The 13,578-nt window shown below is 30.6% G+C and carries 10 protein-coding genes; 4 read left to right on the forward strand and 6 right to left on the reverse strand.

What is annotated here, in order from left to right; all coding sequences use genetic code 11:
• Positions 1-15 precede the first annotated feature (15 nt).
• A complete protein-coding gene (malE, locus tag ACY3JJ_RS03830) occupies positions 16-1,209 on the reverse strand; it encodes a maltose/maltodextrin ABC transporter substrate-binding protein MalE (protein ID WP_463092465.1) in 1,194 nt (397 codons plus the stop codon).
• 200 nt (positions 1,210-1,409) lie between these two features.
• On the opposite strand from malE, the gene ACY3JJ_RS03835 reads away from it, so the two are divergent.
• Positions 1,410-1,886 carry a DUF4330 domain-containing protein gene (locus tag ACY3JJ_RS03835; RefSeq protein ID WP_463083645.1) on the forward strand — a complete coding sequence of 159 codons (477 nt, stop codon included), beginning with the start codon at positions 1,410-1,412 and terminating at the stop codon, positions 1,884-1,886.
• A gap of 1 nt (position 1,887) precedes the next feature.
• Positions 1,888-4,239 (forward strand): glycosyltransferase family 9 protein, encoded by a 2,352-nt coding sequence (locus ACY3JJ_RS03840; RefSeq protein WP_463092466.1) that lies wholly within the window; start codon positions 1,888-1,890, stop codon positions 4,237-4,239.
• On the opposite strand, the gene rfaE2 is transcribed toward ACY3JJ_RS03840, so the two are convergent.
• The 4 genes from rfaE2 to nifS are packed head-to-tail and all read right to left on the reverse strand — an operon-like array spanning position 4,216 to position 7,975.
• On the reverse strand, positions 4,216-4,710 hold the full coding sequence (gene rfaE2 / locus ACY3JJ_RS03845; protein WP_463092467.1) for a D-glycero-beta-D-manno-heptose 1-phosphate adenylyltransferase: 495 nt from the start codon (positions 4,708-4,710) through the stop codon (positions 4,216-4,218). The genes ACY3JJ_RS03840 and rfaE2 overlap by 24 nt on opposite strands.
• Positions 4,697-5,698 carry a D-glycero-beta-D-manno-heptose-7-phosphate kinase gene (rfaE1, locus tag ACY3JJ_RS03850; protein WP_463092468.1) on the reverse strand — a complete coding sequence of 334 codons (1,002 nt, stop codon included), beginning with the start codon at positions 5,696-5,698 and terminating at the stop codon, positions 4,697-4,699. The genes rfaE2 and rfaE1 overlap by 14 nt, the downstream gene beginning before the upstream one ends.
• Entirely contained in the window at positions 5,674-6,744 is a 1,071-nt protein-coding gene (gmhB, locus tag ACY3JJ_RS03855; protein WP_463092469.1) for a D-glycero-beta-D-manno-heptose 1,7-bisphosphate 7-phosphatase, read from the reverse strand. The genes rfaE1 and gmhB overlap by 25 nt, the downstream gene beginning before the upstream one ends.
• A 55-nt stretch (positions 6,745-6,799) precedes the next feature.
• Positions 6,800-7,975, reverse strand: a complete 1,176-nt coding sequence (gene nifS / locus ACY3JJ_RS03860) for a cysteine desulfurase NifS (RefSeq protein WP_463092470.1) — start codon at positions 7,973-7,975, stop codon at positions 6,800-6,802.
• Between the two features lie 153 nt (positions 7,976-8,128).
• On the opposite strand from nifS, the gene ACY3JJ_RS03865 reads away from it, so the two are divergent.
• Positions 8,129-8,755, forward strand: coding sequence for an iron-sulfur cluster assembly scaffold protein (locus ACY3JJ_RS03865; protein ID WP_463092471.1), 627 nt, complete (start codon positions 8,129-8,131; stop codon positions 8,753-8,755).
• Positions 8,756-8,760: 5 nt separating this feature from the next.
• Here the strand turns inward: ACY3JJ_RS03865 and ACY3JJ_RS03870 are convergent, their stop codons facing one another.
• Positions 8,761-12,447 carry a DUF3857 domain-containing protein gene (locus tag ACY3JJ_RS03870; protein WP_463092472.1) on the reverse strand — a complete coding sequence of 1,229 codons (3,687 nt, stop codon included), beginning with the start codon at positions 12,445-12,447 and terminating at the stop codon, positions 8,761-8,763.
• An 84-nt stretch (positions 12,448-12,531) separates the two neighbouring features.
• Between ACY3JJ_RS03870 and ACY3JJ_RS03875 the strand changes: the two genes are divergently transcribed.
• On the forward strand, positions 12,532-13,545 hold the full coding sequence (locus tag ACY3JJ_RS03875) for a LacI family DNA-binding transcriptional regulator (protein WP_463092473.1): 1,014 nt from the start codon (positions 12,532-12,534) through the stop codon (positions 13,543-13,545).
• The last annotated feature ends 33 nt before the right edge of the window (positions 13,546-13,578 follow it).

A 13,578-nucleotide genomic window follows, 5' to 3' on the forward strand; every position in this document is an offset into this window, starting at 1 on the left:
TCCTTTGGTGTATTATTACTTTCTTGCTTTTTGTATGGCATCTTTTATCTGTGCAACTGCCTCTTTTAAGGCTACATCAGGAGCTTTTTTGCCTGAGGTTATCAAAGTGAGAGCGTCACCCATGTAGCTCCATACAGGCCCCATTTCTGGTATATTAGGCATAGGAATTCCATCAGCAGCACTTGCTCCAAAGGCTTTTATGTCTGGATTTGATGATACTACTCTATAAGCGTCTTTCCTTGCCAATATTCTGGGATCTGTCTCAAAGAGTTTTAATTCTAATTCTTTAGAGGCTAATACTTCAATTGTAAAGGTTTTTAATATAGCTAGATTGGGTGATCTGGAATTTAACATAAAGCCTTGAACTCCTACAAAAGGCCTCATTGGTTTTCCATCAATCTTAGGTAGTTTGGCTACCCCATAGTTTATTTTTGCTTTTTTGATATTATCTATTTCCCATGGACCATTTATCATCATTCCTAATTTACCTTCTGAGAATAAACTGGTAGTTGTTTGGTAATCTACTCCTTGTTTTAAGATGCCCTCTTTAAAGAGATTGACTAATTTTTCGATTCCTTTAATTGCTCCTTCATTTGCAAGTCCTATGTCCAATGGATCTAATCCATTTGGAGTTTCTTTAAAGACATATCCTCCAAGAGCTGAGAAGAAAGGAAAACTAAAATAGAAGTTATTATAGTCATATAGGAATCCATAAATTCCACCTTTTGTTAAACTTTTAGACACCCTAACTAAGGATTCATAGGTAGTTGGAGGATTTGGAACTAAATCTTTATTATAAATTAAGGCTACTGCTTCCATGGAGTAGGGGATTCCATATAATTTTCCCCTATAGGACATGGCTTTTAAAGTGACAGGTGTAAATTCATCGAGTACTTTTTGTGGTAAGAAATCTATTGGAAGAAGAAGGCCATTTACTACTAATTCTCCAACCCAATCATGAGCCCCAACAATGATGTCTGGACCCTCTCCTGTAGGTGCAGCAGTTATGAATTTGGGTTTAATATCTCCAAAACTTACCTCATTTACTTCTACCTGAATACCATATTTTTGTACAAAAGGTTTAACAGCTTCTCTTAATCCTTTAACTTGTGCTTCTGACGTCCAGATAGTTATTTTGCCAGGAACTGCTCCTTTAGATAAGGTGAAAACTAATAAAAGAATCAAGCTTAAAATTAGAAGCTTCTTCATTTTTTAATACCCCCTTAAAATATGTTTTTTAAAATCCATAAATTACAGAAGGTTTGTCTTTTAAAGTCTTTCACCTCCCTACTTAACTCGTGTTAGTAAAATTATAGCATATGTTAAGAATTTTTTAAAGATCATTTTCTTTTTTTTATTTGTGATGTATAATCTTTTAGTTATAAACTTATGTAGATGGAGAGGTAGAAATTATGAAGAGAATAAATATTTTTGATCTTTTTGTGGTTTTGGTCATATTTTTAGCCATATTAGGCTTTTTTTTAGTGAAAGAAGGTAGGACTCCTCTTGCAAGAGTGAAGGGGGAGGAAAAGGATATAGAAATTGACATGATTGTTAGAAATTTACCTCTTAATGATAAATCTGTAATTAAACCAGGTGAGAAAGCCTTTATAAGAATAAAGAATCAACCATTTGCATGGGTAACAGTTAAAGATGTAAAAATATATGAGAAAAAAATGTTGGTACCTAATTTTAATGACACATATACTTTTATAGATGATGTGAATAATCCATTTAATGTGGATATGCTTATTACTTTTACTACTAAAGGTTATGTAACAGAAGATAGTGTTATTCTTGGGGTTAAAGTAAAGGTTGGTATGAGTATAAATGTGGAGAGTTTTAAGGCTGATATTTCGGGAGTTGTATCGGCAATAAGGTATTAATATGGAGAGGTTTTTAGATATTTGGAGAAAAAGTTTTCTTTTTTATATATTAAATAAAGCAGAATTATTTATAAAGGATATAACTGATAAAGTTATCTCTGAATCTTTTTCTTTCCCCCTTATCTCTTTTGTTCTTGAATATTATCTATATCTTTTTCTCTTTCTTATTCCTTTTTTATCATCTGGAAAAATTGCTATAGGAATATTTATTGCTTTCTTCTTATGGTTTCTTGATACTTTTCTTTCAAAGGATAAAAAATTTTTTGAAAGTTTAAATTCCTTTGTTATTATATATGTGATTTTTCTTCTTATAAATCTTGTTGCAACTTTCTTTTCTCCTTATCTTATACCAGCCATTAATGGGTATTTAAAGTTTTTAGTTTATTTTGCCATATTCTTAGTCTTTAAAGATGTTTTTAAAGATGATGAGAAAATAAAGAGAGCTTTCTTTTCTATTCTTCTTTCTACGTTCTTCCTTTCTTTATATTGTCTTTATCAGTGGATAATTAAAGTCCCACCATTAGCTGGATGGGAAGATGTGGAGTTTGTGGGAGAGAAAGTGACAAGAGTTTATGGTACTCTCCTAAACCCTAATCTCTTAGGTGGTTATTTAATAGGAGTTATGCCTTTTATATTATCTACAATTTATATATTTAGCTTAAAGAGTATTTCTGTAATTACTGCTATTTTAACTTTTCTTTCTATTATTTGGACATATTCAAGAGGAGCATACTTGGGTTTTTTGGTATCTATGGCTTTGTATTTTATAATGATATTAAAGATAATTTATATGGTAGCAAATAGAAATATAAGGAAAATTTTATTGATGTTTTTGTTTGTTGTAATACTGGCTAGTGTAGGAATTTTCTCCCAGTCCTCTTATTTTCAAAAAAGAATTCTCTCTGCTTTTACCCTTTGGGGACACTCTTCTAATGCGACCAGAATTGTAATTTGGGAACGTTCTTTTAAGATTTTTAAGGATTTCTTTTGGACTGGTATAGGTTTAGGTAATGACGTTTTTAGAAGAGTGTATGCTTTCTATATGGAGCCTAAATTTACTGCCCTTGCTTCTTATAACTTATTTTTAGAAATTGGAATAGAAGGTGGTATATTAGCCCTTATTGTTTTTCTTCTTATGATCTATTATCTTTATAGGAGATTTTTCATAAAATATTCTACATGGGATCTGAAACATAAAGTATTGGGTATATCAGCTATTTCATCTATTACTGCTCCTCTTTTTCATGGAATTGTAGATACTATATGGTATAGGCCTTACCCTCAAATAATGTTTTGGTTTTCTGTAGCTATTCTCTTAAATCTTTTTGAATATGATGGAAAAATAAAAAAGGTGCTTTTATTTAATTTAGGAGGTTTAGGAGATCAAATTTTATTCCTTCCAGTGGTTAAAGGGGTTATTCAGAGATATACTCCTAAAACTCTGAAGATTATAACTGAGAGAAGAGGGAGAAAAATATTTGATATTCTTGGAATAGATGTAGAAGAATTCAATCCAAAAGAAAAACTTTCTTTTTCCACAACATTATATCTTATGGCAAAATTAAGAAGAGAATCTTATGATTTGAGTGTATCTACAGGAAAGTCTCCTTTTATTCCTATCTTTATGTATTTTATAGGAGCTCCCATTAGGGTAGGTTATGTGGAAAATCCTTTAAGCTTTTTATATACCCATAAGGCTTCATCTGTAAGAAATGAGTATATGGGAAAGGTTCATTTTAGGCTTTTAAAAGTATTAGATGAGAATTTAGAATTCTCGCTACCGGAGATAGATATACCAGAGAGTATAAAAGATAGAGTAAAAAATAAACTCATAAAGTATTCTTTAGAACCTTTCTCTTATATATTAATACATCCTGGAATTAGTAAGATGAGTATTAGAAGAGGTATAGATAGAAGGTGGGCTTCTGAAAAATGGAAAGAATTGATTGAAAAATTAAATCAAAAAGGACTTCCGTATATAATTGTTTATGGTCCAGATGAAGAAGAGACAATAGAAGAGTTAAAAAAATTAATAAAAGATGGATTGTTTATATTACCTGATGGTTTGGATGAATTTATAGGGTGGATACATTTTAGTAAGGCTATGATATGTTTGGATTCGGCTCCTCTACACTTAGGTGTAGCATTGAAGAAACCTTTAGTCGCCCTATTTGGACCTACTAATCCTAAAGAGATTGTTCCAGATGATCCAAAATTTCAAATAGGTAAAATAGATCTTCCTTGTGAACCATGCCTATGGGATAAGAGAAATAAAGTTTGTGATAATTTATCTTGTATGGATATTACAGTCGATTTAGTATGGGAAAAATTAATGATTCTTATAGAGAGTTAGAATTTTTTGGATTATTTGGGTGGTAGAGAAACCTTCTAATAAAGGTAGAATTATTATTCTTCCTCCGTATTCTTTAACAATTTTTGCTTCAGGTAAATCTTCTTCTTTATAGTCTCCTCCTTTTACATGTATATGAGGCTTTATAATTTCTATTAAATTTTCTGGGGTATTTTCATTGAAAAGAGTCACATAATCAACACATTCTAATGCTGAGATGATTTTTAATCTACTTTTTTCATCAAATATTAACTTCTTTTCTCCTTTTATTCTTTTAACAGACTCATCACTATTTATACCCACTACGAGAATATCACCATAATTTTTGGCCTCTTCTAAAAGTTTTATGTGACCAGGATGTAAAATTTCAAAACAACCATTAGTAAAGACTATTATTTTCCCTTTTTTTTTGTGAATATCGATGACATCTTTTAGTTCTTCAATTTTTTTGATTTTTCTATCAGAAGATAACATGGTTATTCTTTATTTCTATTTTTTCAGGTATTATTGCAATTAGTTCATCAGTTGATAGAGTGCTTGTACCAAATTTCCTCACTACACAGCCTGCGGCAAAATTAGCAATTATACATGCAGAAAGGATATCAGTACCTGTGGACAAACTTAATGATAGGGCAGATATAACAGTATCTCCAGCACCTGTTACATCTCTTACTTCAGATTTTAAGGCAGGAATTTCAAAAAATTTATCATTCTCTAAAAGAAAGATACCTTTTTCTCCTCTTGTTATAACTATTCCTTTTCCTTTAATTATCTCCATAAGTTTTTGAGCACCTTTAATTAAATCCCATTCTTCCTCCATATTTGTAGCGATTTTTGCTTCTTTCTCATTTGGAGTGATAAGTGTGGCATTTTCATATTTAGAAAAATCTTTTCCTTTAGGGTCTACAATTGCCTCTTTATTATTAGCTTTGGCTATATTTATTATTTTTTGGGTTGTCTCTGGGGTTAAGACCCCCTTTGCATAATCGGATAGGATTATAAGATCTACTTCATTTATATGTTTTTTAAACTCTGATATGAGTTTTTCCTGTATATAATTATTTATTGGGTATTTTTTCTCTCGGTCCATTCTTACTATTTGTTGATTTAAAGCTATAAGTCTCGTTTTTAGTGTAGTAGGTCTTTCTTTATCTGTAATTAATATGTGTTTTATATTTTTATTAGAGAGAAGGTTTATAATTTTTTCTCCTCCGTGATCTTCTCCAATAACCCCAAAAAGAACAGGTTCTCCACTTAAAGCTTTGATATTGTTTGCTACATTTGCTGCTCCTCCTAATACATGTCTTTCTTCTTCAACTTCTAATATGGGAACGGGAGCTTCTGGTGAAATTCTCTCAATTTTTCCTATTATGTATTCATCTAACATTACATCTCCAATGACTGCTATTTTTTTCCCTTTCCATGATTTAATAATTTCTATAAGCCTTGATTTAAGATCCATTTTGCAGCCTCCATCAAGTTTTTAGCAAAGTAGTTAGCGGTTATATCCTCTTTTCCTATAATTATGGTTTTACAGCCTGCATTTTTACCAGCTTCAATATCACTTGTTTTATCCCCAATCATATAAGAATTTTTGAGATCTATATTCCAATCTTTTGCTGCTTCTAACAGCATACCTGGATTTGGTTTTCTACAGTCTCCTTCCAAATAGGGACAATAATAAAAATCATCTATATATACTCCTTCCTTAGAAAGGATGTAATATAGATATCTATGAAACTTTTCTACATCTTCTTTCGTATAGTAGCCTCTTTCAACTCCTGATTGATTGGTAACAACTATTAAAAGGTACTTTTTTTGTAAAAGTTTTAAAGCTTCTATAACTCCAGGAATAAGTTCCAAATCTTCTATCTTATGGACATAACCCTTGTCTATATTAATTGTTCCATCTCTATCTAAGAAACAAGCAACTCTTTTTGATGGAAATAAGGCTTCTTCTATAAGGTCACATAGAATATGACCAATAGTTATATGGGCTTCTTGAATATGAGGGGTCATATGGAAAGGTACAATTATAGAAAGGTGGGCTAAATCGGTGACTTTCCCTCCATTCTTCCCAGTTAAAGCAACTGTATATCCTCCAAGTTCTCTTGCCTTTTCTAATCCTCTTAAAATATTAGGTGATTCACCAGATGTTGTTATTCCTATAACAATATCTCCTTCATTCATTATTGATTCTATTTGTCTTGCATATACCTCTTCAAAGCCATAATCATTAGATATAGATGTAAGATTAGAAGTATTTGTGGTTAATGAGATAGCTGGAATACCGCGCCTTTCTTTTAGAAATCTTCCTACAAGTTCTGCAGTAATATGTTGAGCATCTGCAGCACTTCCACCATTTCCAAATAATATAACTTTATTACCTCTTCTATATCCGTCTACAATTATTTCAGCAAGCTTTTTAATATCTTCTATAAGAAATTCTTCTATCATTTTAATAACGAAATCATGTTTTCTTAATCGAGCTTTTATTCTATTTTCCATTGTTTCTCCTTATAAGCTTGAAGATTCTTTATTATTTTATCATAAAAATAAATTACTATTTGATTTTCCATCCTTGTTTATATGGTGATATATCTCTCAATCTTTTTACAGTTTTTTCTAATACTTCTAAGGTATAGTCTAAATCTTCTTTTGTAGTATAGTATCCTAAAGTAAACCTTACTGCGCTATGAGTAAGTTCTATTGGAAGGCCTATTGCTGAAAGGACATGAGAGGGTTCAAGAGAGGAAGAGCTACAAGCAGAACCTGTAGATACAGCTATTCCTTCTAAATCTAAATTAAGGAGTATGGATTCACCTTCTATATAGGCAAAACTAAAATTTATATTATTAGGTAGCCTTTTTTCTCTTGGTCCATTAAGATAGACATCTTCTATTCGTTTTTCTACCTCTTTTATAAAATAGTCTCTAAGATTAATTAATCTTTCCTTCTCTTTATCAAGTTCTAAAATTGAGATTTCAATAGCTTTACCCATTCCTACAATACCTGCTACATTTTCAGTACCTGCTCTTTTTCTCTGTTCTTGCTCTCCACCATGAATAAGAGGATGTATTTTTGTCCCTTTTCTTATATATAATGCTCCAACCCCTTTGGGGCCATAAAATTTATGGGCAGAGATGGATAATAGATCAACTCCTAATTTATCTACATTTACAGGTATATGACCAACTGTTTGTACAGCATCAGTATGAAAATATATTTCATACTCTTTAGCAATTTTTGTAAGTTCTTCTATTGGTTGAATGGTACCGATTTCATTATTAGCATGCATTATGGAAATTAATATGGTATCTTTTCTTATTGCCTTTCTTAATGAATCTGGATCAATGAATCCTTCTTTATCAACTGGTAAATAGGTTATCTCAAATCCAAGTTTCTCTAAGAAATGACATGGTTCTAATATGGCATGATGTTCTATTGAGGATGTAATTATATGTTTTCCTTTATCAGAAAGGGCATATGCTACTCCTTTTAGAGCCGTATTGTTGGATTCTGTCCCTCCAGAGGTAAATATAATCTCCTCGTTTTTTGCTCCTAAAGCTTTGGCAATTTTTTCTCTTGCTTCTTCTATTGCAATTTTTGCTTGTCTTCCGAAATGATGAATGCTGGATGGGTTTCCAAATTCTTTTGTAAGGAATGGTTCCATAGCTTGAAAGACTTCAGGTCTTATAGGAGTTGTGGCTGCATAGTCTAAATATACTTCTTTTTCCATGGTAATTTACCTCCTTAAAAATATACTGGAATAGTATAAATTATATAATAATTATTGTCAAAGCTATGTTTAATGGTTCTTGCAATATGAAAAATTATGTTGTAAAATCTACCTAAAACATACTAAAATAGTATGAAAAGGAGGAGGTGTATAATGACTTTAAAGTATTCTGAAATTGTTTTGGAGCATTTTAGAAATCCGAGAAATGTAGGAGTTATAGAAAACCCAGATGGGTTTGCTATAGAGGGGAGTCCTGCTTGTGGAGATCAGATAGCGGTATATATTAAAGTGGATAAAGAGACTAGTATTATCACAGATATAAAATTTCAATCTTTTGGATGTGCCTCAAATATTGCTACAGGATCTATGATGACAGAAATGGTAAAAGGAAAAACAATTGAAGAAGCATTAAAAATTACTTGGAAAGATGTTGCTGAAGCCCTTGGTGGGTTACCTCCGGTAAAAATGCATTGTTCTGTTTTGGCAATAGATGGATTAAAGTCGGCAATAAAAAATTATTTGGGAGAAAATAATAGTTCGGTTTTAAGTGAAAAAGAAGTTATTGATATCCTTTCTAAGGTTGTTTATCCAGCTATGTCCATGGATCTTATTAGTCTAAAGTTAATTAATTATTTAAAAATTACTGAGGAAGGAGATATAATAATAGAACTATTATTGTCTGATGATGATTCTTTCAAGAGTCATATAAAACAAGAAATAGAGGAAAATCTAAGGAAGATACCAGAGGTAAGAAACATAGAGGTTAGATTTGTAAAATGAAATTTTTATCTTAATATTAGTATTTCGTTATCTCTGTCTATAATTTCCTCGATTGTTTTCTTATATTCTTTATAATTCTCAGTGGGGATAAATATCTCTTTTAGTTTGAAGTTTCTTTCAATTATAATATTCTTTCCTTCCCAATAACATTTTCTCGTATAGGTTATCCAAGGATTTTCTATGTTTACGTTTTCCAATATATTTTCAAAGATGTTATTAATAGAGGACAAATTAATGGTTATTAATTCTTTTTCCTCATATGGAAGGTAATATTCAATGGGATATATTCTTTCTTCTTTTGATATTTCTTCAGCCTTCTCTATTTTTGTAATAAATGGGGAATATATATATGTATATTTTTTATTTTTAAGAAGCTGACTATTATAATATTGGACATTTATCCTTAGAGGGGCTTCTAAATTATATAGATTTTCGATATTCCAAGAAGTAATATGGGAGCCTGGATAAGTATTGTTTATAATATGTGATATAAGGTTTTCCTTTTCTTCATAAGATAGACCATCTAATAACAGACGAAAATAATTTGCAAAATAACCTTTAAAAGATAATGTGGTTTTCATTATGGCATTACCATTTTCAAAAATAATTTCTGTCTTAAAATCTTTTGTGTTTTCTTCAGGTTTGCTCATGGGAATTTTTGTAAATATTGGTTCTTTGTCTTTTATGATCATAATATCCACTCCTTGATCCATATATGGTATCTCTCCAAAAGGTGTATTTTCAGCTGTTCCATCAAGGAAAATAAAATTATTATTTAGAGGTACAGCTACTATAGCATGATCAAACTGAAAAGCAGGTATTTCTTTCTTAAAGGATATGGAATATCTGGTGTTTACGAGAGTATAATACGCTTCTATTCCTGCTTCTTGAAGCATAGTAATGAGTAGTATTGCCTTATCTTTACAATCACCATATTTTTCTCTAAATATGCTGGGAGCACTGTGAGGCATAATTCCTCCAATACCAAATTCTAATCCAACATATCTTATTTCTGACGTTACATAATAGTATATAGCTTTTATTTTATCTTCTTCTTTTTTCAAACCTGATATTAATTCTTTAACCTTTTCTTTAATTGCTTTATCAGCTCTAATTTGAGGGTAAGCTAAGGAATAATAAAGATCTGCTAATTGTTCCCAATCTTTGAATGTGGTTATCCATACTTGAGGTATTAGATCTATTACTTTAGGCATAAGTGGTTCTTCTATTATAGCAGGAAGTTTCTCCATTTCCCATTTGTATGTTTTCCAATTATTATCTTCTTCTATGTTAGGTTCTTTGTTACCATTATAAAAGGTATATTTTATCTCTAAATCCTTTGGAATCTTTAATATGAATCTACTGTATAATGAAGGTATCTCGTTTTGAAAGAAAAAGATATCTTGAAAGTTTTTACCATATACCCCACCAGTGTATTCTTCTACCATGTATAGACACTCTAAGATAGCTCCTTTTTCAATTCCTGGATATGAAAGAACAATTTTTCTTTCATCAGTATAAAGAGGATAATCACTAAGTATTGGAAAATCCTGTATTGTTGAGACTTCAATTTCATCACCGGTTGGTTTTATTGTTCTTGCCCTTAATATTCTTACTCTCTCAAAGCTTGAATCGTAGTCTATTTGAATTTCGCCATATTTGTCTTTTGCTGAGTTTTTAAGAATTTTAATTAATTTATGATAAATCATCCTTGAAGTTCCATCATTAAAAAAAGTTCTTTCTTTTTGATCTAATAAGATTACAGCTGGATATTCTAAATATTCTTCTGGAATTTTTGATTCTAAATAAGAAGAAACATCAGGGAGATTATATTCTTCTCTTTTCAGATGGTTTATATAGATTCTTAAATTTGTAAAATATGGGTTTAATTGAAGGGTTCTTTCAAGAAGCTCTATAGCTTTTTCGTCATTATCTCCTAAATAAAGTTTCCCTTTATATAAATAGATTTCTGGATATTGATAGGATATTTTTTCGACTCTTTCTAATATAGAAGATACTTTTTCCTTGTCCTCCCTAATCATGTATAATCTTATCTTTTCTAAGTATGCCCATGTGCTTGTTGGATCTTTTTCTAAGGCTAAATCTAATAACCTTTCTAAAATATCAATTTGATTTAATTCATCCGCTAAATTGTATAATGTTAAAAATATCTCCCAATTTTCAGTGTCTATAGATAATGCTTTTTGGTAATAATCTATAGCCTTATCTTTAATTTCCTTTATCTCATAATATTTTCCAATTAAAAATAATGTTTCTGGAGAGGTGGGATATTTAGATAGTAGTACATTGATGTTTGAATTAACTTCTTTTTCCCATGACAATACTATGAAGATTCTTGAGAGTAGAGATCTTAAAAGGAATGAATTATCGTGTATATTTTCTTTGATTATCTTTATGGCATCCTCATATCTTCCATAATTTAAGTTGTAGAGAGATAAGTAATATGCAGAGAGTTTTATGTCTCTGTTACCCTTATAGGCAATGTCCATATATTTTTTAGCAGTTTCTAAGTTTCCGAGTTCATATTCAAGCTTGCCTTTTAAAAACTTTATTAATGAGGATTTAGGTTTTATTTTTTCTGCTCTTTCTAAAAATTCTTCTCCATCATCACTATATCCATAATAGGTACCTAAAATATACCCGTAAAAAGCATAAAATATCTCAGAGAGTGGTGATTCTCTGATAAAGTCTTTTTGTGGGATTATTTTTACCCAGGACAAATTCCTTTTTATATAATTCTGAATATTCTCAGATATCTTTATTCCAGATATAGGTTCATTCTTTTCATTAGTGATCCCTAAATAAAATCCAAAAGGACCCATAGTATTAGAAATTTTAATTAATAATTTATGCCAACCTAAAGGTAAGTAAATTTTTATAATCTCTTGGTCAAACAAGTTTCGTCTTTCTGTTTCTATGCTATAGATAAAAGAGTCGTCTATAAATAATTTATAGGAATTTGGCGAACCTATTTTAATTAATACTTCTTGGCTTTTGGGCATAAAAACATAACACAGAGCGTAAGCAGTAGCCCATTCATTAGGATAGAATAAGTTGTAAAGATTGATATAACCATTTATACTTTTTTCCATAGGCTTAAACCAATTAATTTCTATGCCATTTTTTCCTTTATACTTTTGATTTAGCAAAATCTCTTTTTCAGGTGGAAATTCTTTATATAATCCAGAATTTCCTACATTTTCAAAAGGGCCGATGAAAAGAAAATCAGTAATAAAGCCTTTACTTCTTGCATAATTATAGATTTCTTTTATCTTTTGTTGAGAAAGCAAAGATTTCCAATATAAATTTTCCATGAAAGGAGAAAGGTTTTTTTTATCTTTTAAGATAATGGGAATTTCTTTAAATATCCCTAAATTCTCCCAACCACCTTCTCCAAGAAGTCCTATGATGTCATGCCAATAAGAGGAAGAATTTATTTGAAGTGCTTTTTTCCAGTAATTCCAGGATTCTGTAAAGTTATCTTCTAATAAAAAAATTAAAGCTTTTGCTATGTTTGTATTAAAATCATCAGTCTCTAAGTTTTTTGCATAGTTAAAATTTTCATCTAAGATGGCGCTCCATAATATTTTAGGATCTGCTTTTTGTTGAGCAGAGACTTGAAATATAAGTATAATAAGGAGAAATAAAAGAAATATATTTTTTCTTTTCATAATGTTTTGAGAATTATTATATCAAAGAATATAAATTTTGTGCTAATATACTAAGAAAAACGTGTTAATAAAAGGGGTGGAAAAATGACAAAGAAAAAGAAAGCGCCTACGAGTTGGGATGTAGCAAGACTTGCTGGAGTTTCTCGTTCAACTGTTTCTTTTGTTCTTAATAATACTCCTGGAATAAAAATAAGTGAAGAAACTAGAAGAAGAGTACTTGAGGCTGTGAAAATACTGGATTACAAACCAAATGCAATTGCAAGAAGTTTAGCAAAGCAAAAAACTGAAGCTATTGCATTTTTTGTATTAGATATAGCTAATCCTGTCTTTCCTAATATGGCAAGGGGAATAGAGGATGTGGCAAGACATAATGGATATACCGTTCTTCTTTGTAATACAGATGGAAAATCATTGAGAGAACTAAGATATATGAATCTTATGTTGGAAAGAAGGGTTGATGGTGTGATCGTTGGAGCACTGTCAAATGAAGAAGTAAGTAGGCTTGCTCGTAAGAAAAATATGCCTTTGGTTATATTGGAGCATCCAAGATTTTCCGAACATGATGTGGTATATGCTGATAATGTTCAGGGAAGTTATGAGGCAGTTAAGTATTTAATTGAGTTAGGTCATACAAGAATAGCTCATATTACTATAAATCCAGAAAGTATTATTGTAAGGGAAAGAATTGAAGGTTATAAAAAAGCGTTGGAGGATGCTAAAATTCCTTTTGATGAAAATCTTCTGAAGATATTTTATGATCAGGTTAATGAAGAAATAGCAATTAATGAGTTACTTTCTCTTCCTATTCCGCCTACTGCTATTTTTGCTTTTAGTGATTTTATGGCTATTCAGATTATGAAGATACTTGTCAAAAGAGGAATTCGTATACCTCAGGATATGTCTATAGTGGGGTTTGATGACACTCTTGCCAATCTTACTATACCCGAACTAACCACTGTTTCTCAGCCATTCTATGAGATGGGAGTTAAAGCAGCGGAAGTTTTAATAGAAAGATTAAAAAATCCAGATCTTCCTATTCAACATATTAAACTTCCTACAAAGTTGGTGATAAGGGAGAGTACTGCTCCAAGAAAATAGAAAATTTGGGTAAAAATTGAGGTAAATATGATA

Source organism: Dictyoglomus sp. DH, from assembly GCF_055181375.1.